Source organism: Streptomyces sp. YS415 (assembly GCF_023544665.1).
GTDB lineage: Bacteria > Actinomycetota > Actinomycetes > Streptomycetales > Streptomycetaceae > Streptomyces.
The window spans coordinates 43,584-68,843 of record NZ_JAMJFL010000005.1; the positions used below are offsets into that span (position 1 = coordinate 43,584).

Annotated in this window: 30 protein-coding genes; 25 read left to right on the forward strand and 5 right to left on the reverse strand. The window is 71.7% G+C overall.

Going from position 1 to position 25,260, the window contains the following annotated elements; all coding sequences use genetic code 11:
- Positions 1–22: 22 nt before the first annotated feature.
- Entirely contained in the window at positions 23–802 is a 780-nt protein-coding gene (locus M8H82_RS08125; protein ID WP_250071808.1) for a response regulator transcription factor, read from the reverse strand.
- 173 nt (positions 803–975) lie between these two features.
- On the opposite strand from M8H82_RS08125, the gene M8H82_RS08130 reads away from it, so the two are divergent.
- From M8H82_RS08130 to M8H82_RS08160, 8 genes are all read left to right on the forward strand, one after another.
- Positions 976–1,848, forward strand: coding sequence for an alpha/beta hydrolase (locus M8H82_RS08130; protein WP_250071809.1), 873 nt, complete (start codon positions 976–978; stop codon positions 1,846–1,848).
- A 57-nt stretch (positions 1,849–1,905) separates the two neighbouring features.
- On the forward strand, positions 1,906–2,160 hold the full coding sequence (locus M8H82_RS08135; RefSeq protein WP_250071810.1) for a MoaD/ThiS family protein: 255 nt from the start codon (positions 1,906–1,908) through the stop codon (positions 2,158–2,160).
- A gap of 3 nt (positions 2,161–2,163) precedes the next feature.
- A complete protein-coding gene (locus M8H82_RS08140; RefSeq protein ID WP_250071811.1) occupies positions 2,164–3,345 on the forward strand; it encodes a hypothetical protein in 1,182 nt (393 codons plus the stop codon).
- Between the two features lie 138 nt (positions 3,346–3,483).
- Entirely contained in the window at positions 3,484–4,218 is a 735-nt protein-coding gene (locus M8H82_RS08145; protein WP_250071812.1) for a DUF2993 domain-containing protein, read from the forward strand.
- Between the two features lie 198 nt (positions 4,219–4,416).
- The gene (locus tag M8H82_RS36740; protein WP_350751515.1) at positions 4,417–4,497 is read left to right on the forward strand and encodes an Ms5788A family Cys-rich leader peptide; all 81 of its coding nucleotides are present in this window, start codon (positions 4,417–4,419) and stop codon (positions 4,495–4,497) included.
- A gap of 125 nt (positions 4,498–4,622) precedes the next feature.
- Entirely contained in the window at positions 4,623–5,468 is an 846-nt protein-coding gene (locus M8H82_RS08150) for a sulfurtransferase (protein WP_250071813.1), read from the forward strand.
- 34 nt (positions 5,469–5,502) lie between these two features.
- A complete protein-coding gene (locus tag M8H82_RS08155; protein WP_015659522.1) occupies positions 5,503–5,790 on the forward strand; it encodes a DUF1416 domain-containing protein in 288 nt (95 codons plus the stop codon).
- Between the two features lie 86 nt (positions 5,791–5,876).
- On the forward strand, positions 5,877–6,143 hold the full coding sequence (locus tag M8H82_RS08160) for a DUF3099 domain-containing protein (RefSeq protein ID WP_250071814.1): 267 nt from the start codon (positions 5,877–5,879) through the stop codon (positions 6,141–6,143).
- On the opposite strand, the gene M8H82_RS08165 is transcribed toward M8H82_RS08160, so the two are convergent.
- Positions 6,137–6,499 carry a DsrE family protein gene (locus M8H82_RS08165; RefSeq protein ID WP_250071815.1) on the reverse strand — a complete coding sequence of 121 codons (363 nt, stop codon included), beginning with the start codon at positions 6,497–6,499 and terminating at the stop codon, positions 6,137–6,139. The genes M8H82_RS08160 and M8H82_RS08165 overlap by 7 nt on opposite strands.
- Positions 6,500–6,601: 102 nt before the next feature.
- Here M8H82_RS08165 and M8H82_RS08170 point away from each other — a divergent pair, with 102 nt between their 5' ends.
- The 6 genes from M8H82_RS08170 to M8H82_RS08195 all read left to right on the forward strand — a co-directional run bounded on the left by M8H82_RS08170 (position 6,602) and on the right by M8H82_RS08195 (position 11,571).
- Positions 6,602–7,378: a hypothetical protein gene (locus M8H82_RS08170; RefSeq protein ID WP_250071816.1), complete on the forward strand. Its 777-nt coding sequence runs from the start codon at positions 6,602–6,604 to the stop codon at positions 7,376–7,378.
- A gap of 245 nt (positions 7,379–7,623) precedes the next feature.
- The gene (locus M8H82_RS08175; RefSeq protein ID WP_250071817.1) at positions 7,624–8,454 is read left to right on the forward strand and encodes a hypothetical protein; all 831 of its coding nucleotides are present in this window, start codon (positions 7,624–7,626) and stop codon (positions 8,452–8,454) included.
- The gene (locus M8H82_RS08180) at positions 8,451–9,326 is read left to right on the forward strand and encodes a hypothetical protein (RefSeq protein ID WP_250071818.1); all 876 of its coding nucleotides are present in this window, start codon (positions 8,451–8,453) and stop codon (positions 9,324–9,326) included. Before M8H82_RS08175 ends, M8H82_RS08180 begins: the two co-directional genes overlap by 4 nt.
- A 211-nt stretch (positions 9,327–9,537) precedes the next feature.
- Positions 9,538–10,113: an FABP family protein gene (locus M8H82_RS08185; RefSeq protein ID WP_250071819.1), complete on the forward strand. Its 576-nt coding sequence runs from the start codon at positions 9,538–9,540 to the stop codon at positions 10,111–10,113.
- Positions 10,114–10,145: 32 nt separating this feature from the next.
- Positions 10,146–10,595: a transcriptional repressor gene (locus tag M8H82_RS08190; protein ID WP_250071820.1), complete on the forward strand. Its 450-nt coding sequence runs from the start codon at positions 10,146–10,148 to the stop codon at positions 10,593–10,595.
- A 10-nt stretch (positions 10,596–10,605) separates the two neighbouring features.
- Positions 10,606–11,571: a folate-binding protein YgfZ gene (locus tag M8H82_RS08195; protein ID WP_250071821.1), complete on the forward strand. Its 966-nt coding sequence runs from the start codon at positions 10,606–10,608 to the stop codon at positions 11,569–11,571.
- Positions 11,572–11,618: 47 nt separating this feature from the next.
- On the opposite strand, the gene dtd is transcribed toward M8H82_RS08195, so the two are convergent.
- On the reverse strand, positions 11,619–12,044 hold the full coding sequence (gene dtd, locus M8H82_RS08200; protein ID WP_250071822.1) for a D-aminoacyl-tRNA deacylase: 426 nt from the start codon (positions 12,042–12,044) through the stop codon (positions 11,619–11,621).
- 159 nt (positions 12,045–12,203) lie between these two features.
- Between dtd and M8H82_RS08205 the strand changes: the two genes are divergently transcribed.
- The 3 genes from M8H82_RS08205 to M8H82_RS08215 all read left to right on the forward strand — a co-directional run bounded on the left by M8H82_RS08205 (position 12,204) and on the right by M8H82_RS08215 (position 15,319).
- Complete coding sequence (locus tag M8H82_RS08205; RefSeq protein ID WP_250071823.1) at positions 12,204–12,815, forward strand: aerial mycelium formation protein; 612 nt, start codon at positions 12,204–12,206, stop codon at positions 12,813–12,815.
- Positions 12,816–12,889: 74 nt separating this feature from the next.
- Positions 12,890–14,134 carry a GNAT family N-acetyltransferase gene (locus tag M8H82_RS08210; protein WP_250071824.1) on the forward strand — a complete coding sequence of 415 codons (1,245 nt, stop codon included), beginning with the start codon at positions 12,890–12,892 and terminating at the stop codon, positions 14,132–14,134.
- A gap of 282 nt (positions 14,135–14,416) precedes the next feature.
- Entirely contained in the window at positions 14,417–15,319 is a 903-nt protein-coding gene (locus tag M8H82_RS08215; RefSeq protein WP_374211631.1) for a winged helix-turn-helix domain-containing protein, read from the forward strand.
- A gap of 36 nt (positions 15,320–15,355) precedes the next feature.
- Here M8H82_RS08215 and M8H82_RS08220 read toward each other — a convergent pair whose 3' ends face one another.
- Entirely contained in the window at positions 15,356–15,544 is a 189-nt protein-coding gene (locus M8H82_RS08220; RefSeq protein ID WP_250071825.1) for a hypothetical protein, read from the reverse strand.
- 151 nt (positions 15,545–15,695) lie between these two features.
- On the opposite strand from M8H82_RS08220, the gene M8H82_RS08225 reads away from it, so the two are divergent.
- The 6 genes from M8H82_RS08225 (at position 15,696) to M8H82_RS08250 (ending at position 22,889) form a co-directional block, all read left to right on the forward strand.
- The gene (locus tag M8H82_RS08225; protein WP_250072046.1) at positions 15,696–16,574 is read left to right on the forward strand and encodes a GntR family transcriptional regulator; all 879 of its coding nucleotides are present in this window, start codon (positions 15,696–15,698) and stop codon (positions 16,572–16,574) included.
- On the forward strand, positions 16,574–17,320 hold the full coding sequence (locus M8H82_RS08230) for an HAD family hydrolase (protein WP_250071826.1): 747 nt from the start codon (positions 16,574–16,576) through the stop codon (positions 17,318–17,320). The genes M8H82_RS08225 and M8H82_RS08230 overlap by 1 nt, the downstream gene beginning before the upstream one ends.
- A gap of 178 nt (positions 17,321–17,498) precedes the next feature.
- The gene (locus M8H82_RS08235) at positions 17,499–19,667 is read left to right on the forward strand and encodes an aminoglycoside phosphotransferase family protein (RefSeq protein ID WP_250071827.1); all 2,169 of its coding nucleotides are present in this window, start codon (positions 17,499–17,501) and stop codon (positions 19,665–19,667) included.
- 29 nt (positions 19,668–19,696) lie between these two features.
- Complete coding sequence (locus tag M8H82_RS08240; RefSeq protein ID WP_250071828.1) at positions 19,697–20,314, forward strand: TetR family transcriptional regulator; 618 nt, start codon at positions 19,697–19,699, stop codon at positions 20,312–20,314.
- A gap of 41 nt (positions 20,315–20,355) precedes the next feature.
- Positions 20,356–22,362 (forward strand): ATP-binding domain-containing protein, encoded by a 2,007-nt coding sequence (locus tag M8H82_RS08245; RefSeq protein WP_250071829.1) that lies wholly within the window; start codon positions 20,356–20,358, stop codon positions 22,360–22,362.
- A gap of 32 nt (positions 22,363–22,394) precedes the next feature.
- Positions 22,395–22,889: an HAD domain-containing protein gene (locus tag M8H82_RS08250; protein WP_250072047.1), complete on the forward strand. Its 495-nt coding sequence runs from the start codon at positions 22,395–22,397 to the stop codon at positions 22,887–22,889.
- On the opposite strand, the gene M8H82_RS08255 is transcribed toward M8H82_RS08250, so the two are convergent.
- Entirely contained in the window at positions 22,858–23,751 is an 894-nt protein-coding gene (locus tag M8H82_RS08255) for an NAD(P)-dependent oxidoreductase (RefSeq protein ID WP_250071830.1), read from the reverse strand. The genes M8H82_RS08250 and M8H82_RS08255 overlap by 32 nt on opposite strands.
- 42 nt (positions 23,752–23,793) lie before the next feature.
- Here M8H82_RS08255 and M8H82_RS08260 point away from each other — a divergent pair, with 42 nt between their 5' ends.
- Both M8H82_RS08260 and M8H82_RS08265 read left to right on the forward strand, forming a co-directional pair.
- The gene (locus M8H82_RS08260) at positions 23,794–24,132 is read left to right on the forward strand and encodes a helix-turn-helix domain-containing protein (RefSeq protein WP_250071831.1); all 339 of its coding nucleotides are present in this window, start codon (positions 23,794–23,796) and stop codon (positions 24,130–24,132) included.
- Between the two features lie 144 nt (positions 24,133–24,276).
- Entirely contained in the window at positions 24,277–25,200 is a 924-nt protein-coding gene (locus M8H82_RS08265; protein WP_250071832.1) for an RNA polymerase sigma-70 factor, read from the forward strand.
- Positions 25,201–25,260: the final 60 nt, after the last annotated feature.

Genomic DNA, 25,260 nt, shown 5'->3' on the forward strand with positions numbered 1-25,260 from the left:
GCCCGAGCGCTGTCCGGGATCGCTAGGCGTCGGCACTGATCTCGACACCGTCCAGGACGGTCGTCTCGTCCGCATCCTCCGCCTTTTGCGGCGCCGCCTTGGTCCGCGCCTCCTCGGGGGCACGCTCGCCCTTCTCGGGCGTAACGAATCGATAACCCACGTTCCGGACCGTGCCGATCAGCGACTCGTGCTCGGGGCCGAGCTTGGCGCGCAGGCGCCGTACGTGCACGTCGACCGTGCGGGTGCCGCCGAAGTAGTCGTAGCCCCAGACCTCCTGGAGCAGCTGCGCGCGGGTGAACACGCGGCCCGGGTGCTGGGCGAGGTACTTGAGGAGCTCGAACTCCTTGAAGGTGAGGTCGAGGACCCGGCCCTTGAGCTTCGCGGAGTAGGTCGCCTCGTCGACGGAGAGGTCGCCGTTGCGGATCTCCATGGGGGAGTCGTCGTTGACGATCTGCTGGCGGCCCATGGCCAGCCGCAGCCGCGCCTCGACCTCCGCCGGTCCCGCGGTGTCCAGGAGCACGTCGTCGATGCCCCAGTCGGCGGTGACGGCGGCGAGACCGCCCTCGGTGACGACGAGGATGAGCGGACAGCCGGGCCCGGTGGAGCGCAGCAGCTGGCACAGGCTGCGCACCTGCGGCAGATCACGGCGGCCGTCGATCAGGATGACGTCGGCGCCCGGGGTGTCGACGAGGGCGGGGCCCTCGGCCGGGGCCACTCGCACGTTGTGCAGGAGCAGGCCGAGAGCCGGGAGCACCTCCGTCGACGGCTGGAGGGCATTGGTCAGGAGCAGCAGAGAACTCATACGTCTGGTTCCTCCTCGGTCCCTGCGAGGACGTTTGCGGCACAGCGGTACAGCTCTGCGTCCCGAAGGCTCCGTACACCTGCGGTTTCCCGCGTCGTATACAACGCTTCCGAAAGCACAAAAGGACCCGGGGGCTTCGCTGCCCGAGTCCTCTGCCCAGCACAATAGCCCACATGAGGACTGGTCCGGCAGGTCATGTGGCGCGTTCGACGGCTGTTCCGAACTCTGAGACGAACAGACGCATCCCTATGCGGACGTTTCTGCGCACCGAAGACGGCGTGGCCATCGATTCCGTATACGAACCGGGTCGGGCCGTATACAACACCGGAACGTCATCTTCCGGTGGTCCGGTGTTCGTGGTCGCGCACGGTTTCACGGGCGATGTGGAGCGCCCCCACGTGCGCCGGGTGGCGACCGCGTTCGCGCAGTACGGGGCCGTGGTCACGTTCTCCTTCCGGGGTCACGGCCGCTCGGGCGGGCGGTCGACGGTGGGGGACAAGGAGGTGCTCGACCTGGCGGCCGCGGTGGCGTGGGCACGGGAGCTCGGGCACGCGCGCGTGGTGACGGTGGGCTTCTCCATGGGCGGGTCCGTGGTGCTGCGGCACGGGGCGCTGTACGGACCGCAGGGCCCGATGCGCGAGGGGCGCACGGAAGCGCGGACGGACGCGGTGGTTTCCGTCAGTGCCCCCGCCCGCTGGTACTACCGCGGTACGGCCCCTATGCGGCGCCTGCACTGGCTGGTAACCCGCCCCGAGGGCCGTCTGGTGGGCCGCTACGGACTGCGCACCCGCATCCACCACCGGGACTGGAGCCCGGTGCCGCTCTCCCCGGTGGAGTCGGTGCCGGGGATCGCCCCGGCCCCGCTGCTGATCGTGCACGGCGACCGCGACGGCTACTTCCCGGTCGACCATCCGCGGATGCTGGCCGAGGCCGCCGGTGACCACGGCGAACTCTGGCTGGAGCCCGGCATGGGCCACGCCGAGCACGCGGCCGCCGACGAACTGCTGGCCCGCATCGGTCGCTGGGCCGTCGGCCGGGCGGGCTAGCCTGGCCCTGTCGGCAGGTGCGGATACCTGTCGGCGGCCGAGGAACAGAGGAACGGGATGGCAAAGGTCACGGTGCGCTACTGGGCCGCCGCGAAGGCCGCGGCCGGGGTCGCACAGGAGCCGTACGACGCGGCCACGCTCGCCGACGCGCTCGCCGCGGTGCGGGCGCGACACCCCGGGGAGCTCTCGCGCGTCCTGCTGCGGTGCTCCTTCCTCATCGACGGTGACCCCGTGGGCACCCGCGAGCATGAGACGGTACGGCTGGCCGACGGCGGCACGGTCGAGGTGCTCCCGCCGTTCGCAGGAGGATGAGCGATGACCAACCAGCCGTACCAGGGCGATCAGCCGTACCGGGGCGAGCAGCAGTACCAGGGCGAGCAGCAGTACCCCGGTGAACAGGCGTACCAAGGCGAGCAGCCCTACGAGGGCGAGCAGCCGTATCAGGGCGGCTACGACGCCTACGACCCGTACGCGCAGCAGCAGGCGCAGGCCCCGCAGGGGTGGCAGGGGTACGAGGACCCGCAGGCCGTCCAGCAGTACACCCAGCAGTGGCAGGGGCAGACCTGGGAGACGCAGGTCCAGGCCCCGGTGTCCGCGGCGGAGACGGCGTACCTGCCCCAGCAGGGGCACGAGCCCTACGCGGCCCCGCTGCCCCCGGAGGCCCCCGCCCCGGAACCGGCCCCGGCCCCGGCCGCCGCGGCCGACGGATCGGGCTACGGTCCGGCCACCATCGGCGGCAACGCCCGTATCACCGACGCCCAGCGGGCGCGCCTGGAGGGCCGCTCGCCGATCATCGAGCCCGGCATGCAGCCCGCGGCGCTGACGGCCCTGCTGGGACTGCTCCTGGCGGGCACCGCCGCGATCGGCACCTACGCCCTCCTCGTCCCGCTGGTCGTCCTCCAGGCCGTCACCGCGGCCGGCTGGTTCCGGCTGAACGGCATGTGGCCGGCCCGCCAGGGAATCGCGCTGGCCTTCGCCGGCGCCCTCACGGCGGACGTGGCGTTGCTGGCCGCGGACCGCGCGCCCTCGGCGATCCTCGGCACCCTCGGCGTCTGGGTACTGCTGGCCCTGGTCCTCCAGCTCCGCTCCCATGCCGACCCGGACGAGCGGATGTACGGCCTGATGGCGTCGGTCGCCTCGGCGGCCCTGGCCATCGTGGCGGCCGGGTATCTGGCCGCGGCGGCGGACGCGGTGACCGTGGGCGCGGCGGCGGTGGCGGTCGCGCTACTGGCCCGGGCCCTTCCGCTGCCCACCCCGGCCTCCGTCGTCGTCTCCCTGCTCGCCGCGGCGGGGGCGGGCATCGCGGTCGGCGGGCTGACGGACGTGGGCGCCGGGGGCGCGCTGCTCGGCGCCGCGGCGGGCGGCTGCGCGCTGATCGGCCACCGGGTGGCGAGCTACGACTACCCGTCGAGGTTCGTCCACTTCACCGCGGGCGTGGCGCTGCCGCTGGCGGCCGCGGCCCCGGCGGTCTACGTGCTGGGACGGGCGCTCGGATAGGGCGTCGGACCGGGACAGGCGAGCGCATGTGCCTGTCACAGGTGATCGACAATCCCGCGGGCCGCGAACTTCGCGGGGTTACTCTCGCCCAGGGCGGCCACCCGGTCGTCGTGACCGCCTGGGTGGGGGAAACCGACAATGCGCGCACTGCGGATACTGCTGATCGTCGTCGTCGTGCTCGGCGGCCTTTTCGTGCTGGCCGACCGGCTGGCCGTCGGATTCGCGGAGGACGAGGTCGCCGAGAAGCTGAAGAACACGGAGAACCTCGCCACCACCCCTGACGTGTCCATCAAGGGCTTCCCCTTCCTGACCCAGGTGGCCGGCGGTGAACTGGACGACGTCGAGGTGGGCATGGAGGACTACGAGGCCACCTCGGAGACCGGCGAGACCATCCGCATCGACGACCTCCGGGCGAACATGAAGAACGTGCGGTTCTCCGGCGACTACAGTTCCGCCACCGCGGCCACCGCCACCGGCACCGCCTCCATCAGCTATGCCGAGCTGCTCAGGACGGCCCGCTCCGAGCCCACCGAGGTCGGCCCGGGGGTCACCGCCCGGGTCGTCGGCCTCTCCGACGGCGGCAAGGGCCGGATCAAGGTCGCCGTCGAGGCCACCGTCCTCGGGGTGAAGCTGCCCCGCCCGGTCCAGGTGCTCAGCTCGGTGACCGCCGAGGGCGACACGGTCAAGGTGCACGCGGACTCGCTGCCCTCCTTCGGCGGCGTCGACATCGCCGAGTCCCGCGCGCGGGACATCACCGACTTCGAGCAGCGGATAGACGGCCTGCCGGGCGGCATCCGGCTGGACAAGGTCGAGGCGGCGAAGGACGGCGTGGAGATCACGGTGCAGGGTTCGAACGTCCGGCTCGCGGGGTAATACGCCCCTTGGTGAACGCCCGGTGTCCGAAGGGCGAGACGGCGCCGTCCGTACCGTAGATGTGACGACGGATACAGGGGGACGGAAGCCGTACGGGGCGGGGCTCGGCCCCTCGCTCATCCCACATCCCGGACGATCGCGTCTCAACATGCGACACGCCGGTGACATGCGTGCCCGTCTCTCCCTACGATCGCAGCTATGAAGCGACAGGCGGATCTCACGAAGCGGCGGGCAGTAGACCTGTGCCGCGTCGCCGCCATGCTCTGTCGCCCCTTCTGAGCGAAGAGCACCGACTCCTCGCATCCCCCGCCGCCCTGCCCAGGGCATTCGTGCGCCGCCGTACCCGGAACGCGCACCCCTCTCACTTGCACGCCCCGCCGCAACTGCCCCGGAGGAGAACAAGCATGAGCCGCAGCGACGTCCTGGTCGACGCCGACTGGCTCCAGGAGCACCTGGACGACAGCAACATCGCGATCGTGGAGGTGGACGAGGACACGTCCGCCTACGAGAAGAACCACATCAAGAACGCGATCCGCATCGACTGGACCAAGGACCTGCAGGACCCGGTCCGCCGCGACTTCATCGACCAGGAGGGCTTCGAGAAGCTCCTGTCGGCGAAGGGCATCGCCAACGACACGCTGGTGATCCTCTACGGCGGCAACAACAACTGGTTCGCGTCGTACGCCTACTGGTACTTCAAGCTCTACGGCCACGAGAACGTCAAGCTCCTCGACGGCGGCCGCAAGAAGTGGGAGCTGGACGCCCGCGAGCTGGTCGACGGCACCGACGTGCCCGAGCGTCCGGCGACCCAGTACAAGGCCAAGGCGCAGGACACCTCCATCCGTGCCTTCCGGGACGACGTGGTCGCCGCGATCGGTGCGCAGAACCTGGTCGACGTGCGCTCGCCCGACGAGTTCTCCGGCAAGCTGCTCGCCCCGGCGCACCTGCCGCAGGAGCAGTCGCAGCGCCCGGGCCACGTCCCGTCCGCCCGCAACATCCCGTGGTCGAAGAACGCTAACGACGACGGCACCTTCAAGTCGGACGAGGAGCTCAAGGAGCTCTACGCCGAGGAGCAGGTGGACCTGGCCAAGGACACCATCGCCTACTGCCGGATCGGTGAGCGCTCGGCGCTGACCTGGTTCGTGCTGCACGAGCTGCTCGGCGTGGAGAACGTCAAGAACTACGACGGCTCCTGGACCGAGTACGGCTCCCTCGTCGGCGTGCCGATCGAGCTCGGCGCGAACAAGTAAGCCCCGACCTTCCAGACCCCTCAGGAGATTCGACATGTGCGGAGCGAAGGCCGGCGGCCCCGACGCCTCCACGATCAAGCCCGGTGAGACCACCATCCAGGGCCAGGTGACGAAGGACGGCGAGCCCATCGTCGGCTACGTCCGGCTGCTGGACTCGACCGGCGAGTTCACCGCGGAGGTCCCCACCTCCGCCACGGGCCAGTTCCGCTTCTACGCGGCCGAGGGCACGTGGACCGTGCGGGCGCTGGTGCCCGGCGGCACCGCGGACCGTACCGTCGTCGCCCAGCAGGGCGGCCTGGCCGAGGTCGCGATCGCGGTCTGAGGCACCTCAGAACGGCCGAAGGGCCGCACCCCCGGGTTGGACGCCGGGGTGCGGCCCTTCCGCCTGTCCGGACCTACCCTGGAGGCATGTACGCACGGCGGCGTCGTCTGTACTTCGCCCTGATGGGCAGCTGCATCGTGCTGTTCGTCCTGGCCTGGTCCGTCGTACGCCTGTGGTCGGTGCCGGTGGCGGTGGGCATGTGCGTGGTGGCCATGGTGATCCCGCCGCTGGCCGCGGTGATCGCCAACCGCCGGGGTCCCGACGACCGCTGGTGGGACGACCCCTCCGGTGACCCGAAGTCCGACGAGTGGTGGGACGAGCTGGACGGCAGGGACCGGCCGCGGCCTCAGTAGACGAGCGCCTGCGTCCCGTCCCCCAGCGCCTCCTGGACGAACACCTGCGCGCCCGCGATGCGTACGCCGTCCAGGACGTCCTTCTCGGTGATGTCCCGGCGTGCCGCGCACTGGGTGCACAGGGTCACCCGGCCGCCCGCCAGGAGCGAGTCGAGCAGGTCGGGCAGCGGGGCCGCGTGCGGCAGTTCGAACTCGGCGGCCCGGCCCGGGAGGGCGAACCACGCGGACTCCCCGGTCAGCCACAGGGAGACCTCGACTCCGCTGGCGACGGCCACTGCCGCCACCGTGAACGCCTGCGAGCAGCGCTCGGGGGCGTCCGCCCCGGCCGTCACCTTGATCACGAGCTTCTTCGCCATGACTGAATCGTAATCAAGTCCGCTACAACCAAGAGCTTTGGCCATGGGTCTCCTGTGAGCGCGCATACGGAATGCGTGCTTCACGTTCTGTGGGGGGACGTTGTGGAAGTACCCGAAGAGACGGTCCCTGAGCCGTCCCGGCCGCGCCGCCGAGGGCGTACGACGCTGCTGATCACCGGCGCGGCCCTGCTCGGCCTGGTGGCCGGCACCTGCGTCGGCTACGTCGTCCAGGCCGACCGCGACCCGACCCGGCTGCCCTCGCTCTCGCAGCCGGAGCTGGCGCAGGCCCGGGGCGAGGGCCCGGAGCCGCTGTCCGCCGCGCACGATCGCGCGGTGCGGACCGAGGGCGATCTGCGCAAACTGCTGCTGAAGAAGCCGGCCGGGGCGAAGAAGGCCCAGTGGCTCGCCGGCTCCGACGGCTGGATGTCCCTGGCCGGCTACTCCGACAGCTTCGACAAGCCGGGCATGGCGTTCCGGAACATGGCCTCCTCCTTCCGCCGGGTGGCCGTCACGGGCTGGGAGACCGGCTCGTACACCGTGGAGATCCGGCTGGTCCAGTACCGCCAGGAGGAGACGATGGCCGCCGCGGACGCCGTCGAGGACGGCAAGTACTGGGCGACCTTCGACGGCTCCGACTGGGAGAGCACCGAGTCCGAGGGCGACGAGAACACCGACAGCTGGACCGTCCCGGGCACCGAGGACGGCATGGCCTACGTCCACACCGCCCCGTGGACCGATCCGGGCTACCAGCCCCTGTACCAGGCAGAGGCCCACGCCTGGCGCGGCGACATAGCCGTCGAGATCTGGGTCTACAGTCCCAGCCGGATCACCAAGAAGACGATCCTGAACCTGGCCGAGCGCCAAATGGAGCGGCTGTGAACAACACACCGACGCAGCCCGGGTCCGAGGCCGGGTCGGAGACGGCGCCCGCGACCGAGGCTGGGACCGGGGCCGAGGCCGGGACCGGGGTCGAGGCTGGGAGCGCGGCCGGGGTCGAGACCGCGACCGTGCTCCCGACGGAGACCGAGACCGAGACCGAGACCCAGATCGGGTCCGGGTCCGGATCTGGGTCCGGGACAGGGACTGCGCCTGCACCCGCGACAGCGACCGGGGCGCTCACCGGCATGGTTGCACCCGCCGACCCGGCCGCGAGCGCGAGCGTGACCGAGGCCGTTGAGGGTGCGGGTGAAGGTGGTTCGGGTGCTGAAGGGGGTGGCGAGAAGGGCCGCCGACGTAAGCGGGTTGCCCGGGTCGGTGGGGTTCTGCTGCTGGTCGCGGGGCTGGTTGCCGGGGTCGGGCAGACCGTCGTGACCGTGCGGGGCGCTGACCGGGACGCGGGAGCGCCCGTGTGGGAGTTCCCGAAGGACGGTCCCGCTGACGCGGACGAGGCGGATCGGCCCTCCGGGCTTGCCGGGAGCCTTGTGCCGTACGGGACCTTCGGGTGGAGCCGAGGGCCCGATCTCGGGGAGTTCGGTTCCGACGTCTCGCTCGGCGGGGCCCAGGCCACCGCCCTGCGCAAGGAGTCCCTGCGCGGTCTGCCCCGTACCCAGCGCCGGCAGATGGAGGAACAGGTCGACAAGGCGCGGATCACCGGCATGGCGATGCGCAGCTACGTCCATCGGGAGGCCGGCAGCGTGTTCACCGCGAGCATCGTGCTGTCCGAGATGGAGAACCGGTCGACCGTCCGGGGCACCTCGACGTTCCAGAACGAGCTCCTCGACTCCCTGGGCGTCTTCCGGGACGGCCCGAAGATCAGGGGGTACAAGAACGCCCGCTGCTTCCTGACCCCGAAGGACGAGGACACGGAGCTGGACAGCCTGTACTGCTCCGCCTATCAGGGCAGCGTCCTGATCACCGTCATCGCGGACGGGGTCAGACCACTGAACAGCGACGGCGTGGCGCGCCTGCTGCGCGTCCAGCTCGACCGCATCGCCGAGCCGGGGAAGGCAGTATGAGCGTGCACGAAGACGAGGCGCCCGTGACGGTCCTGGACCCCGAGGAGCCCGACGCACCACCGCCCGCCCCCGCCCCGGCCCTGGATCCCGAGGCTCCCAGTGTGCCCAAGGACCGCCAGGTCCTGCGTGCCGTCCTGCGCTGGACCGCCGCCGTCACCGTCTTCGCGGCCGTCGGTGCCGCGTCCGCGTACTGCATCGCACGGATGGAGCGCACCGACGTACCGGGTCTCGCGACCGCCTCGGACGGGCGCTGGGACTACCCCACGCTCACCCGGCCGCCGCTGCCCTCGGGCAGCCCGGGTCCCTTCGCCGAGGACAACCCGGCCGGTACGCACCACGCCGACCTGCGCGCCCTGCTCCTGCCCGCGCCCGAGGGCGCCACGGAGGACAAGGCGCTGCGCGGCGACGACGGCTGGCTGGCCACGGAGGACTTCCTGGCGCAATTCCCCGACAAGGCGCACCGCAAGGAACTGGGACAGAAGCTCGTCGACCACGGACTGCGGCACATCGCGGCCCGCGGCTGGACCACCGAGGACGGCACCGAGACCCGCCTCTACCTGCTGCGCTTCGGCACCGCGGCGGTCGTGGACGAGCTGACCCCCGGCGGCATCGCCCCCTACGGCGGCCCGGCCTACCCGGTGCGCGGTGACGGCACCTCCGGCTTCGACGAGAAGTTCGCCGAGATCGAGAAGCCGCCGAACGTCACCCGGTACGCGTACGCGGAGACCAAGCCGTACGGCGCCCGGCAGGTCCGCCACGCCTACCTGACCGCCGGCGACGTCCTCGCGCTCGTCGTGCAGTCCCGCAAGGGCGAGGCTCTGGCCGTGCCCTTCCGGCAGACGGTCACCCTGCAGAGCCAGCTGTTGGCCTGACGGACCTCGCACAGTGGGCCGGGCCCCGGCCGCGTAAGCTGGGGCCCGGCCTTTGTGCAACCGCCCTGTAGCTCACCAAGGAGCGTCCCGTGATCCTCTTCTTCGAGATCCTGCTGGTTCTGGTCGCCATCGGCGTCCTCGGCTTCGCCGGACTGACCGTGAAGAAGCTGTACCAGGGCCAGCGCTGACCCACGTCTAGGAACTGCCAACCATGATCGAGATCCCGTCCGACCTCCACAAGGACCTCGTCCCGCTCGCCTTCCTGCTCGGCAACTGGGCCGGCGCGGGCGTGCACGACTTCCCCGGCTCCGAGAAGTGCAACTTCGGACAGGAGGTCACCTTCACGCACGACGGCAGGGACTTCCTGGAGTACCAGTCCCACACCTGGGTCCTGGACAACGACGGGAACAAGGTCAGGCCCCTGGAGTCCGAGCACGGCTTCTGGCGGATCGACGCCGACCGCAAGGTCGAGGTGACGATGACCCGGGACGACGGCGTCATCGAGATCTGGTACGGCGAGCTGGCCGACAAGAAGCCCCAGATCGACCTCGTCACCGACGCGGTGGCCCGGACGGCCGCCTCCGCCCCTTACACCGGCGGCAAGCGTCTGTACGGCTACGTCAAGAGCGACCTGATGTGGGTCGGCGAGAAGCAGACCCCCGAGGTCGAGCTGCGCCCCTACATGTCGGCGCACCTGAAGAAGGTCGTCACCCCCGAGGACGTCGAGCGCTGGGCCAAGGCCCTCCCGGACGACATGCCCGACGACGGGATCGCATTCTTCAAGTAGGCCTTTCCCGAGATGGCCCTAGACTCGTCGGTGTGGTGAGCACCGACTGGAAGAGCGACCTCAGGCAGCGCGGCTACCGGCTGACGCCGCAGCGGCAACTCGTGCTCGAAGCCGTGGACACCCTTGAGCACGCGACCCCCGACGACATCCTCGTGGAAGTGAGGAAGACGGCGTCGGGGGTCAACATTTCCACGGTGTACCGGACCCTCGAGCTCCTGGAGGAGCTCGGTCTCGTCAGCCACGCCCATCTCGGGCACGGTGCGCCGACGTACCACCTCGCCGACCGGCACCACCACCTCCACCTGGTGTGCCGCGACTGCACCGACGTGATCGAGGCGGACGTGTCCGTGGCGGCCGACTTCACGGCCAAGCTCCGGGACACCTTCGGCTTCGAGACCGACATGAAGCACTTCGCGATCTTCGGGCGGTGCAAGGACTGCTCCCGCAAGAGCTCGCTGAAGAATTCAACTACCGAGTCGTAGGCTTGCGCTTATGAAGAGCCCCCTGCTGACCCTGCCCGGCGCCGTCCCCGCCGAGGGCGTGGACGAAGGTGTCGCCGCCCACTACGGCGAGCTGTTCCGTGAGCAGCGCGCCCTCGCCGACGGCGCCGGTTTCGTCGACCTCTCGCACCGCGGGGTCGTCGCCGTGACCGGAGCGGACCGGCTGAGCTGGCTGCACCTGCTGCTCACCCAGCACGTCAGCGAGCTGCCCGCGGGCGAGGCCACCGAGGCGCTGATCCTCTCCGCGCACGGCCACATCGAGCACGCGCTGTACCTGGTCGACGACGGCACCACGGTGTGGGCCCACGTGGAGCCCGGCACCCAGGACGCGCTGATCGCGTACCTGGAGTCGATGAAGTTCTTCTACCGGGTCGAGGTCACCGACCGGACCGCCGACATCGCCGTGGTGCACCTGCCCGCCGGGTCCATCGCCGAGGTCCCGGACGGTGTCGTCGTCCGCGAGACGGCGTACGGCCGTGATCTGTTCCTGCCGCGCGCGGACCTGGAGACGTACGCCGGGAAGGCCGGTCCCGCGGCCGGGCTGCTCGCCTACGAGGCCCTGCGCGTCGAGCGCCACCGCCCGCGCCTCGGCTTCGAGACCGACCACCGCACCATCCCGCACGAGCTGGGCTGGATCGGCACCGCGGTCCACCTCCAGAAGGGCTGCTACCGGGGCCAGGAGACGGTCGCCCGGGTCCACAACCTCGGCAAGCCGCCCCGCCGGCTGGTCTTCCTGCACCTCGATGGCAGTGACGTCCACCTGCCGCCCGTGGGCACGGAGATCCGGCTCGCGGAGGAAGGGCCCGACGGCCGCAAGATCGGCTTCATCACGACGTCGGTACGCCACCACGAACTGGGCCCGGTCGCGCTCGCGCTGGTGAAGCGGAACGTGCCGACGGACGCGCCGCTGGTGGCCGGGGACACGGCCGCGGCACAGGAAGTCGTCGTAGAACCCTAGAACCCGGAACCCGGAACGCCGACGGGGCCTGAACTGTCCAGCCGGGGCTAGATCTCCAGCAGGACGGTGAACGGGCCGTCGTTGGTGAGGGAGACGCGCATCCGGGCGCCGAAGCGGCCCGTCGCCACCGTCGCGCCGAGGGCGCGCAGTTGGGCGACGACCTCCTCGACCAGCGGCTCGGCCACCTCGCCGGGGGCGGCGGCGTTCCAGGTGGGGCGGCGGCCCTTGCGAGCGTCGCCATAGAGCGTGAACTGGCTGATGACCAGGAGCGGGGCGTCGATGTCGCTGCACGACTTCTCGTCGTGCAGCATGCGGATCGACCAGAGCTTGCGGGCCAGTTGGGCCGCCTTCTCCTTGGTGTCCTCGTGGGTGACCCCCACCAGGACGCACAGGCCCTCCCCCTCGATCTCCCCGACGGTCCGTCCCTCGACCACGACGCTCGCGCCGTCCACCCTCTGCACCACTGCACGCATGGGCCCCATCATGCCGTGCGGCCGGAAGCGGTCCGCGAAGGGCTTCTTTTTTTGCTCTTAACCCCCCATCTGGGGCCGATCGGGGGCACTCGGTCACATAGCGGCCACTTGGGGTGGCACGATGCTTCCACACGCCGGTCGAGGGGACGGTAGAGGCACATGAGCACACCGAGTACGGGACAGCCCCCCGGGGTTGTCTCTTTGACCCACACAGGCGCCCGGAGCCGGCTCCGGCCGCCCGCCCAGCGCACCGCGGCGGAACAGCAGCCGCGGGCGGCCGCCGATCCGCCCGTGCGCGATCTGACGCCGCTGAGCCTGCCCGAACTGCGCGCCCTGCGCCGGGACGCCCAGCGCGACGAGGCCGACCTGAGCTATGTACGGAGGCTGCTCCAGGGGCGGATCGACATCCTGCGCGCGGAACTGGCCCGGCGTTCCCCGCTGGGCGCGGCGTCCGTCGTGGACCGGCTCGCGGAGATCCTCCGGGACGCCCCGGCCCGCCACCGCTCCTCGGCCCGCCACGTCACGCTGGGCACGCCGCACAGCGAGGAGTACCGGCGGCTGGCCGCGGAGATGCTGGGGGAGGTCGAACTGTCCGACCTCGGCGCCCGCACCGACCTGGAGCTGACCGAGGCGATGGCCCGGCTGGTGCGGTACGAGCAGCAGGTCTCCCTGCGCCGCCACGTCCTGCAGCGCACGGCGGACGACTGCAGCGGGGAGATCGCCCGCCGGTACCGGGAGGGGGAGGCGCAGGTGGACGATCTGCTGGTGTGAGTCGTGCGCGGGGGGCGAGGGGGGCCGGCGAAATCGCCGCGACACCCTCACCGGCCCCCGCCTACCGTGAAGGCATGACCCGCGCCGCTGACATCGACGTCCGACCGATCACCGAGGCCGAGTTCCCCGACTGGAACCGGGCCGTGAACATCGGCTTCCTGCGCGAACCCACCCTCACCGAGGACCAACTCGCCACCCGGGAGCCCTGGTTCGTTCCCGGCAGGCTCCTCGGCGCCTTCGACGGCGACCGGTGCGTCGCCACCTTCCGCTCCTTCGACCAGCAGCTCACCGCCGTCGGCGGCGCCGCCGTCCGGGCCGACGCCGTCACCAACGTCACCGTCTCCCCCACCCACCGCCGCCGCGGCATCCTCGGCCGGATGATGGAGCGCGACCTGGCCGCCGCCAAGGAGCGCGGGGACGTCGTCGCCACCCTCATCGCCGCCGAGTACCCGATCTACGGCCGCTACGGCTTCGGCCCCGCCACCACCGCGGCCGAGTGGACGATCGACGTGCCCCGCACCGGCCTCGACCCCCGCTGGTCAGGACCCGACGACGGCGGCCGGATCGACCTCGTCGACGCCCCCGACGTCCGCAAGCTCGGCCCCGAGCTCCACGACCGCCTGCGCCGCGTCCAGCCCGGTGCCGTCAGCCGCGACGACCTGTGGTGGCAGATCACCACCGGCACCGTCCAGTTCTTCCACGCCTTCGTCGAACCCCACTACGCCGTCTACCGCTCACCGGCGGGCGAGGTGGAGGGCATGGTCGCGTACACGTCCGACGACCGCTGGGGCGACGGCAAGCAGCCGCTGAACACGGCGAAGGTGAAGTGGCTGATGGCGGTCTCACCGGCCGCCGAACGGGCGCTGTGGCGGTATCTGTGCTCGATCGACTGGATCACCGCCGTCAGGACCGGCTGGCGGGCCCCCGACGACCTGGTCCCGCACCTGTTCCCCGACCCCCGGGCCGCCCGCATCACCGGCCAGGCCAACTGGCTGTGGGTGCGGATCCTCGACGTGGTCCGGGCCATGGAGGCGCGCACCTACGCGGGAGCGGGGTCGCTGGTGCTCGACGTCGTCGACGGCGGCGGGCGGTACCGGGTGGAGGCGGACGCCGACGGCGCCGGGGCCTGCGCGGCCACCACCGACAGCGCCGACCTCACGATCACCCTCTCCGACCTCGCCACGCTCTGGCTCGGCGACGAGTCCGCCGTACGGCTCACCGCGCTCGGCCGGGCCGTGGAAGAACGAGCGGGCGCCGCCCGGGTGGCCGACGCCCTGCTGCGTACGTCCAGGCGGCCTTGGTGCCCGGACGTGTTCTGAGCTCCTCCCGCCGGTGACAGGCCCTGTCCTGCGTGCTCATCCGTAGCGTGCTCTTCGGTTGTGGTTGTTGATCGGTGGAGCCGGCTGCCCGGGCTCCCGGCTCCCCTCCGGAGGGGAGCCCGGCCGGCCGATACGGATCTCCGGATCGCCAACCCCGTGAACGTGCAACCATGTTGCTCAAGTTGGCGACCAACTTCACTGTACTTATCACCGTATGGAAGCGGCTCATAACCACCTTCCGCCGAACTGCCCAAAGATGGCGGGAAGTTGTACTGTTTGGTCGTGGACCCGAAACCCGCCTCCGCCAATGGGCGGAAGAGGTCGCCTCGGCCACAGACGTCACATCATGAGGTGGCCGACGAGCTGCGCGCCCGGATCAGGTCCGGCGCACTGCGGCCCGGCCAGCGCATGCCCACCCAGGCCCAGCTGGCGGACGAGTTCGGCGTGGAGCGGGGAGCCGTACGGCAGGCGCTGCGGACCCTCCAGTCGGAGCGGCTGCTCACCAACGTCTCCAAGGGCAGCCCGGCCACCGTCGCCCCCGACCTCGGCAGCGCACTGACCGGCCCCGGAGCCCCGCCGCTGCCCACTACGGTGGCCCTCGGGCCCCGGACGACGGCCGCCTTCGCCGCCCCCCACGTGGAGATCGACGCCCTCTGTCTGACCGCCGTCTCCCTCACCCTCGCCATCGGTGAACCACTGCGCCAGATCCACGCCGGACGGCTGAAACCGGCCAAGGTCGACGTCCGCGTCCTGCTGCCGAGCCGCCATATCGCGCTCGCCTTCCCGAGCCCCGTCGACGCCTCGGCCGCGGGCCGGCTGCGCCGCCACTGGCTCGCCCAGCGCAACGCCCAGGGCCAGGTCCTCCGGCACAATCTGCTGGCCCTGCGGGCGACGCACGGCATCGACGTGCGGGTCACCTTCCGCGCGCTGCCCTTCACCCCGCCGGTCAAGCTGTATCTGCTCAACGGCGCGGAGGCGCTCTTCGCGTACTACACGGTGACGCGCCGCGAGGAGGAGATCGACCACGAATCCCTGGAGCTGTACGACGCCGAGGGCACCCGGTCCATGCTGTTCGCCTTCGAGCAGGGCGCCGGGCTGCGCGACACCACGTTCGTGGAGCAGTCCCATCTGTGGTTCGACTCACTGTGGGAGACGATCAGTTCGGAGCTGGAGCTCACGAGCTGATCGTCCCCCGCGGTGTGTGACCCGGGTGCGGTGCGGTCATAGGGCGGGCCCCGAGACCAGCAGGGCGAGCACCACGGCTCCGGCGGAGCTGACGGCCGGGCTCTTGGCCTTGATGCCGATGGTGAGCAGGAGCAGTCCGACGATGCCGGTGGTGCCGTACTTGACTTCGATAGTCTGTTCGATGCCGACGATCACGATTGCGGCGAGGAGAGCGAGGACTGGCACGATGGTTCCCCCTTCTGGTGTCCCAACCTGAGGTAAAGCTTCCGCCAACTCGGCCAAGTTGGTACCAACTCTGCTTATGTTGTCCCCACTTGGTTACCACTCATAAACAAGTCGCCCTCAACTCCAGCCAGGTAAAGCGGAGTTGTAGCGTCTGGTCGTGACTCAGGAGAACGTGGCAGTGAACGGCAGCAGAAGGCTCTCGCCCCAGGAGATCGCCGACATCCTGCGGGAACGGATCCACGCCGGAGAACTCAGGGCGGGCGACCGGCTGCCCACCCAGGCCGAACTCGCCGGGGAGTTCGGCGTGGAGCGCGGCACCGTCCGCCAGGCCCTGCGCTCACTCCAGGAGGACGGCCTGCTCAGCAACGTCAGCAAGGGCAGCCCGCCGCGGATCGCCGCCCCGGACCCGGTCAGCGGCGGCCCCCAGCCGACGATGGTCGGACTCGCCCCGCGCCTGGTGGAGGCGTTCGCCGCCCGGCATGTGCGGGTGGACGTGGTCTGCCACTCCGCCGAGACGCTGATGCTGGCCCTCGGCGACCCGCTGCGCCGGATCCACGAGGGCACCCTGCGCCCGGAGTCGATCGACGTGCGCATCCTGCTGCCGTCCCGGGACATCACACTCGCCTTCCCGGTCCTGATCGAGGGCGACGCCGACGACGACTCCCTGCACCGGCGCTGGCTGGGCATCCGCAACGCCCAGGCACAGGTCCTGCGCCACAACCTCCAGGCGGTGCGCGCCACCCACGGCATCGACGTGCACGTCACCTTCCGCGCCCTGCCCTTCACCCCGCCGCTGAAGCTGTACCTGCTCAACAACGAGGAGGCGCTGATCGGCTACTACGTGGTCACCGAGCGGGAGGAGGAGTACGAGAGCCGGACCCTGGAGATGTACGACGCGGTCGGCGCCCAGTCACTGCTGTTCTCCTTCGCCAGGCGTGCCGCGGAGCGCGACGAGGCCTTCGTGGAGGAATCGCAGAAGTGGTTCGACGCCCTCTGGGAAACCATCACCAAGGACCTGACACTCTCCTAGTGACCTCTGAGACGCGGACTGAAGCGGTGACCGAGCGGCCCGAGCAGGACCCCGGCGCACTCCGGGACCTGATCGGCAAGGCCCGTGTGGTGCTCTGGGACTTCGACGGCCCTGTCTGCGGGCTGTTCGCCCGGCACAAGGCGGAGCGGGTGGCGACGGAGCTGGTGGAGTGGCTCGAGGGGCGCGGTCTGCGCGATCTGCTGACCCAGGAGGAACGCAGGACCCTCGACCCGCAGATCGTCCTGCGCGCCGTGGACCGCCGGCACCCCAACAGCGACCTGGTCATCGATCTGGAGGAACGTTTGACCAATGAGGAGCTGAAGGCCACCTCCACCGCGATGCCGACCCCGTACGCGGACCCCCTGATCCGCACCTGGACCGCCGTCGGCGCCCGGCTCGCCATCACCACCAACAACTCCGCGCGGGTGGTGCGCACCTATCTCGCGAGCCGGGACCTCACGCTGTGCTTCAGCCCGCACATCTACGGCCGCACCCAGGAGCTGAACCTCCTCAAGCCCGATCCGCACTGCCTCGGCCGCGCCCTGAACGCGATCGGCGCGGCGCCCGGGTCGGCGCTGATGATCGGCGACGCCCCCACGGACTTCCTCGCCGCGCGGGCGGCGGGCGTTCCGTTCCTGGGTTACGCGCGTAACGAGCGCAAGGCGGGCCTGCTGCGGGAGGCCGGGGCGTCGGTGATCGTCGACTCGCTGGAGCCGGTGCTGCGGGCCGTGAAGCAGCAGGGCTGACCCCCGGCGTGCGCTAGGCTGCGCGCACCGCTGAGCGAACACTCTCCGACCGGTGTTGCGTGAACAGCCGCAAACCACCCGATGCGGTTACTCCAGCCCGCCTCCGGTCGTGCCTGCTACAACCCGCACTTACCGTTTGCCATACCTCCCGTGTCCTGCGCGAATTCCGGAGCGGCCCGTGGGCGCACCACCTCTTCCCGGTCCCTTCTCCGGGGAACGCGCAGCGAACGCCGCCGTCCGGGCCTTCGTGGCGCAGGCCGCCCGGCGGGGCCGCGCCACCAGCGGCCACCACAACCGGAACTACGTCCTGCCGCTCACCGAGGACATGGCCCGCAGACTCGGCCGCCCGGCCGGCACCCAGGTGACCGTGCGGATGCGGCGGCCCGGGGCGCTGCCCGTGGTGATCAGGACCTGGCAGGACGAGACGGAGATCCTCGGCGCCGTGGGCCGGCTGCTGCCGCATGTCCCGCAATGCCTCGCGAGGGGACCCGGCTTCGCGATCCACAGCTATGTGGAAGGCACCGCGTTGTCGACCGTGTGCGCGGACGACAAGCCGCTCGACACCCTGCTCGTGAAGGCGCTGGCCGACGTGTTCGCCCGGATGGCGCAGGTGCGCCGGGAGGCCCTGCCCCGCCTCCCCGCCTGCTGGCCGCGCAACGACAAGGACAGCCAGGGCTTCCTGCGGACGCTGGCCCATCTCGCGGACCAGCAGATCCACCGGCGGAACCGGCAGGAGTTCGGCGGCCTGTTCGCCGCCCTCGGCATCCCCGAGGACGCCCTGCTCCGGTTCGCGGAGCGGGTCCCGTCGATGGCCAGGCGGCCGTACGCCCTGCTCCACACGGATCTGCACCGCGCGAACCTGATCCTGCCGTTCAGCCCCGAGCCGCCGCTGTTCTGCGTCGACTGGGAGCTGGCCGGCTACGGCGATCCGCTGCACGACCTCGCCACGCATCTGGTGCGGATGCGCTACCCCTCCCATCAGTGGGAGGAGGTCGTCGAGGCGTGGGCCGAGGCGATGCGGCCGGTGCGGCCCGCCGCCGTCAACGGCCTCGCCAAGGACCTCGGCCACTACATCGCCTTCGAGCGGGCGCAGTCCCTCTACCCGGACGTCCTGCGCGCCGCGGCCTCGCTGCGGGACCTGACCGACGAGCGGAGCCTGCACGCGGCGGCGGCGCGGGTGCACGGGGCGCTGCGGAGGGCGGCCCGGCCGCTGGGGCTCAGGGACATCCCGGGCGAACCGGAGATCGGGCGGATCCTGTTCCGCTGGCGGGAGGCCAGGACCGGCGGGCACGGGCTGCACGCCCGGATCCGGGACTGGGACCCGGTGCACCGGATCGCCGAGCATCCCCGGTTCCCCCGCTCGGCCGTCCGCGAGGCCCTGTACGCGGAGGGCGCGGCGCCCGCCGGGCGGGTCTTCAAGGGCACCGGGCATCTGAACTCGGTCGTGCGGGTGCCCGGGGTGGACTTCGCGGTGGTCGTGCGGCGCAAGGTGGCGAACGTCTGCCGGCGGGAGCGCGGCTTCCTGAGCGAGCATGCCGTGCTGCGAGCCATCGAGCGGTCGCGGGTCGAGGTGGCGGCGCCGAGGTTCCTGGCCCTGGGCGCGAGTTATCAGGGGGAACCTTTCGCCATTCACACCTACGAGGGCCCGCGGGACATCGGGCGGCCACCCGGGCACCCCGTGCACGGGCTGCGGCCGCACGAGGCGGACCGGCTCGTCGACCAGCTCGGGGCGCTGACCCGGGTGAACTACCGGGAGGTCGACCCGGCCGCGGGCGAGGGGCTCTTCCACTCCTGGCTCTGCGAGCAGCTGGTCCTGCTGGTGGCCGAGCTGCCGAAGGAGTCCCAGCGGCTCGCCCGGCTGCTGGGCCTGCCCGACGCCCCGCGCCTGCGCCAGATCCTCGCCCGCCACCGGGTGGGCGAACGCCGGCCCGCCCTGCTCCACGGCGACCTCAACCCGTGGAACCTGGTGCGCCGCTCCGACGAGCTCGCGCTGACCCTCATCGACTGGGAGATGGCGGTCGTCGGTGATCCGCTGTACGACCTGGTCCGGCACATGCATCTCACGCCGACGCGGCCGGAGATCCGCGACCGGATGTTCCGGCGCTGGGCGCAGCGGCTGGACCCGGAGTTCACGGCCGACTGGCAGCGGGACTGGCGGGTCTACCGGTGGATCGAGATCGTGCGCTCCGCCTACATCGACCTCGACCGCCTGGTGACCGGGGAGAGTCTGGACGCGCCCAACGTCCGGCGCGCGGTCGACTCGTACGCCATGACCCTCGCCTCCGCCATCGGTTCCCTCGGCCTGCCCCACCGCCCGAACCCGCACCTGCCCCGTGCCCTGACCTGAGGGGGCGAGGGCCTGCGTAGGCTCGACCCATGAGCGAGGGCGGGCTGCGGGAGCGGAAGAAGCGGCGGATGTACGAGGCCGTGTCGGAGGTGGCGATCCGGCTGTTCCTGGAGAAGGGCTTCGACGCGGTGTCGGTCGCGGAGGTGGCCGCCGCGGCGGAGATCTCCAAGCCGACGCTCTTCCGGTACTTCCCGGCGAAGGAGGACCTCGTCCTGCACCGGATCTCCGATCACGAGGACGAGGCGGCGCGGGTGGTCGCGGAGGCGGCGGGACCGCCCGTGGACGCGCTGCGGCGGCACTTCCTCGACGGGCTCGAGCGGTGCGACCCGGTCACCGGGCTCAATGACGATCCGCAGGTGCTCGCCTTCCACTCGCTGCTGTACGGGACGCCCTCGCTGGTCGCCCGCGCGTACACCCATCAGCAGCGGGCCGAGGCCGCGCTCGCCGAGGTGCTCGGCGGCGACCTGGACGCGCGGCTCGCCGCGGGGCAGATCATCGCCGTACAGCGGATCCTCGCGCTGGAGAACTGGCGCCGGATCGCGGCGGGGGAGCGGCTGGAGGACGTGCGGGGGGATGCGGTGGCGGCGGCCGAGCGGGCGTTCGGGCTGCTGGCGACGGGGCTGCCGCCGATGGGTGAGTCTCGGTAATAAATTTAACTCGGTTACGTTTTTCGCGTACGCTCGGTGGCATGACGTCCGCCGAGCCCGCCCTCACCGACCTCCTCCAAAGCGAACGCGCTCACCACGACCGCTGCCGTGCCGCCCTCGACGCGATGGTCGCCGGGGCCGGGGAGCAGGTCGTCGCGGGCGAGGACGTCTCCGCCTCCGGCGCCGATGCCGAAGCGCTCGGGTACCGGCTGCGCAGCCGGGCGAAGGAGATGCGGGAACTGCCCGAAGGGCCCCTGTTCTTCGGGCGGCTGGACTTCGGCGACGGCCCACACGCGGGGCAGGGCTATCACGTCGGCCGGATGCGGATCACCGAGCATCCGGCCGCCCCGCCGCTCGTCGTCGACTGGCGCGCGCCCGTCTCCCGCGCCTTCTACCAGGCGAGCGCGCGTGATCCCCAGGGCGTGGCCGTACGGCGGCGGTTCGGGTGGGCGCCGGGCAGCCGGGGCGACTCCGCCGACCTCACCGGACTGGAGGACGAACACCTCGGGCGGGGGGAGTCGCGGGTCAGCGGGATCGTCGCGCGGGAGATCGAACGGCCCCGGGTCGGACCGATGCGGGACATCGCCGCGACCATCCAGCCCGAGCAGGACGACCTGGTCCGGGCCGACCTCGCCGTCTCCCTCTGTGTGCAGGGCGCCCCGGGCACCGGAAAGACCGCGGTGGGCCTGCACCGGGCGGCCTACCTCCTCTACACCCACCCCCAGCGCATCCAGCGCTCCGGCCTGCTGATCCTCGGCCCCAACCGCACCTTCCTCGGCTATGTCCGCGAGGTGCTCCCGGCGCTCGGCGAGACGGGCGTACGGCAGTCGACGCTACTGGAGGAGATCGCCCGGCAGCCGGTCACCGGCGCGGACGAGGAGCGGGCGACCGCGCTCAAGCACGACGCGCGGATGGCGGACGTGCTGCGCCGGGCGCTGTACGCACGGGTGGCCGAGGCGGCGGGCACGCTGGACGTGCCGGACGGCTCGTACCGGTGGCGGGTTGCGGAGGATGAACTGGCACGGATCGTGCGGGAGGTGCGCGCCGACGACCTGCCCTACGACCGGGGGCGGGAGCGGGTACGGACGCGGATCGTGGCGGCCCTGCGCCGGCAGGCCGAGCGGCGGGCGGGGCCGCGGCCGAACGCCTGGGTGCGCCGGATGTCGGGGGCGCGGGGCGTCGGGCCGTACGTCGACGTGGTGTGGCCCCGGGTCCGGCCGGAGGAGGTGCTGGCCGAACTCCTCACGGATCCGGCCGCGTTGGCGTCGGCGGGCGAGGGGCTGCTCGGCGCCGAGGAGCAGAAGGCGCTGCTGTGGCCGAAGCCGCCGGCGTCGTGGAAGTCGGCGCGCTGGTCCCCGGCGGACCTGGTCCTCCTCGACGAGCTCGCCGGGCTCCTCGACCATCCGCCGGGCTACGGCCATGTCGTCGTCGACGAGGCGCAGGACCTGTCCGCCATGGAGTGCCGGGCGATCGCGCGCCGGGTGCCCTTCGGCTCGCTGACGGTGCTGGGGGACCTGGCCCAGGGGACGACACCCTGGGCGGCCCGCTCCTGGGGCGCCCTGCTCGGGCACCTGGGCAAGCCGGACGCGGTCCAGGTGCCGCTGACCACCGGTTTCCGGATGCCGGCGGCCGTCGCCGAACTGGCCAACCGGCTTTTGCCCCGCCTCGGCGTGGACGTCCCGGCGGCCCGTTCGCTGCGTACGGACGGCGAGTTGACGTGGCGCCGGACGCGCCCCGGGGAACTGCCCGGGACGGTCGCGACCGCGGTACGGGACGCCCAGGCGCGGGAGGGTGCCGTCGGGGTCATCGCCGCCGACTCCGACGTCACCGCCGTGCGCGCGGCCCTCACCCGGGCCGGTGTCCTGACCGAGCGCGTGACGGTGATCGCGGCGAGCGCGGTCAAGGGCCTGGAGTACGACCACGTGGTCGTCGTGGAGCCGGCGACGATCGCGGAGTCCGAGGAACGCGGCCTGCACCGGCTGTACGTGGCGCTGACCCGCGCGGTCTCACGCCTGGAGGTGGTGCACGCGAGGCCACTGCCCTTCTGAGTGCGCTGCCCTTCTGAGGGATGCTGGTGGCGATGCTCCTCTTCCTCGACGTCGACGGCACGCTGCTCCCCTTCGGGGGCCCGGGTCCGTACCCGGAACACACCCCGCCGTGCCCCGGGGCGCCGCTCGCCCACCCCCTCCTCGGCCGCGTCGACCCCGCGCTCGGGCCCCGCCTCGCCGGCCTGGGCTGTGCGCTGGTGTGGGCGACGACCTGGATGGAGGACGCCAACGCCTGTCTCTCGCCCTGGCTCGGGCTGCCTCCGCTGCCGCTGGTGGACTGGCCGGACGGCGAGGGCGGTCCGCCGGGCCTGCACTGGAAGACCCGGCCGTTGATCGAGTGGGCGGGCGGGCGGCCCTTCGTCTGGGTCGACGACGAGATCGGGGAGGCCGACCGCCGTTGGGTCGCCGAGCACTGTGCCGCGCCCGCGCTGCTCCACCGCGTCGATCACCGCACGGGGCTGACCGACGCGGACTTCGGCGTGCTGGAGCGGTGGGTCAGTGGGCGTGCCGGGTCAGCAGCTCGGTGACACGGAGGTAGCCGTCGGTGCCGTGGCCCTCGGCGACGACCCGGCGGGCCTGGCCCTCCACGACGCGCATCAGGCTCGCGTCGATGCCGTGGGACTCGGCGGTGTGGACGATGTGGGCCATGGAGGAGACGGCCGAGGTGATGGGGTTGATCTCGCCCGAGTAGGTGCCGTCGTCGGTGTCCCCGGCGAACTCCGCGAACAGCGGCGGCAGGATCGCGCCGATGCCCTGCGCGAAGGGGGCCAGCTCCCGGGCGGTGACGCCCTCGGCGCGGGCCACCGCGAGGGCGTGCGCGTAACCGGCCATCGCCGTCCAGAAGATGTCGAGCAGGGCGATGTCGTAGGCGGCGGCCCGGCCGATGTCCTCGCCGAGGTGGGTGTGGGTGCCGCCGAGGCCGGACAGGACGGGCAGGGTGCGGTCGTAGAGATCCTTCGGGCCGCTGAGGATGAAGACCGCTTCCGGGGTCCCGATGCTCGGCGCCGGGGTCATGATCGCGCCGTCCAGGTAGCGGATGCCGTGCGCGGCGGCCCAGTCGGCCGTGTCCCGGGCGCGGTCGGGGGTGTCGGCGGTGAGGTTGACGACCGTACGGGCCTTGAGGGCGTCGGTGACCTCGTCCTGCCGCAGGATCGCGTCGGAGGCGTCGTAGTTCACGACGCAGACGACGGTCAGGGGCGCGGCGGCGACGGCCTCGGCGGCGGTGGCGGCGGACCTGGCCCCGCGGGCGACGAGGTCGCCGTCCCGGCCCGGCGTGCGGTTCCAGACGGTGGTGGCCACTCCCGCGTCCAGGAAGGCGCCGGCCAGAGCGCGGCCCATGGGGCCGAGGCCGAGGACGGTGACGGCAGACTGGTCGTCGTACGTGGACATGCTTCTCCCATACGTGAACATATGTGAACAAAAGGGGCGATGATGACGCGCAGCCGGGCTCTGGATCCGAACGTCTGCGGAGTGACCGCCGCCATCGCGGTGATCGACGGCAAGTGGAAGACGAGCCTGCTGTGGCTGCTGGAAGCGGGCCCGCACCGGCCCGCCGAACTGCGGCGCCGGCTGCCCGGACTCAGCGAGAAGGTGCTGACGCAGGCGTTGCGCGAGATGGAGGAGGACGGTCTGGTGCACCGGGAGGTGCACGACGTGCTCCCGCTGAAGACGGTCTACTCCCTGACCGGCTTCGGCCGTGAACTCTCCGTACTCCTCGGCCCCCTCTCCGACTGGGGTCACCGCCGGCTGGAGCGGCTGGCGGCTTCCTGATCACCTGCGTCCAGCTTCTCGGGCGGACGCGGTGCTGCCAAGTACGCACAAAAAAGTGGGTACGGCCGCCCCCGGTGTCACAGCCGGGTGGGGCTGTCTCGTCTCAGGGAGGAGCGGCGACCGGGCCGCTCGGGAGGGAGTCGCGTGACCCGTACGGAGGAGTTCGAGGAGCTGCGGCCGCTGCTGTTCGCCATCGCCTACCGGATTCTCGGCAGTGTCGGCGAGGCGGAGGACGCGGTGCAGGAGACCTGGCTGCGCTGGGAGACCACCGACACGCGCCCGGCGTCCGTGAAGGCGTACCTGTCGGCCGTGGTCACCCGGCTCTCCATCGACGTGCTGCGCTCGGCGCGGGTGCGCCGGGAGCAGTACGTCGGCCCCTGGTTCCCCGAGCCGCTGCTGAACGACCCCTACGAGGACCCGGAGCGGTCGGCGGAGCTGGCGGACTCCCTGTCGATGGCGGCGCTGGTCCTGCTGGAGCGGCTCACCCCGCTGGAGCGGGCGGTGTTCGTGCTGCGGGACGTGTTCGGGTTCGGCTTCCCGGAGATCGCCTCGGCGGTGGACCGCTCGGAGTCGGCCTGCCGCCAGCTGGCGGTACGGGCGCGGCGGCACATGGACGCGGGGCGGCCGAGGTTCGAGGCGGACCGCAAGGAGCGGGAGGAGCTGGCGGAGCGGTTCTTCGAGGCGTTCCGGGAGGGGGACGTGGACGGGCTGCGTCAGTTGCTCGCCGGGGACGTGCAGATGGTCGGCGACGGCGGCGGCAAGGCTCCGCAGTGGGCGCGGGCCATCGTGGGCGCCGAGAACGTGGCACGGCTGCTGGTCGCGCTGACCCGGCCGTTCGAGCTGATCGGCGTCACGGCCGAGCCGCACGAGGTGAACGGGCAGCCCGGGCTGATCTTCCGGGACCGCGACGGCAAGGTCGTCAACATCATGGCGATCGACATCGCCGACGGCCGCGTCCGGGCGATCCGCTCGGTGATCAACCCCGAGAAGCTGACCCATGTGGGCCCGGTGGCGGACGCGTTCGCGTTGATGCGGGAGGCGAACCGGGCCCGCCGGGCGGAGTTGTGATCCGGCTCACGTCCTGTCACAGCGGCCCCGGGCCCGGTGTCTGAAGGTCGTATCCCTGCA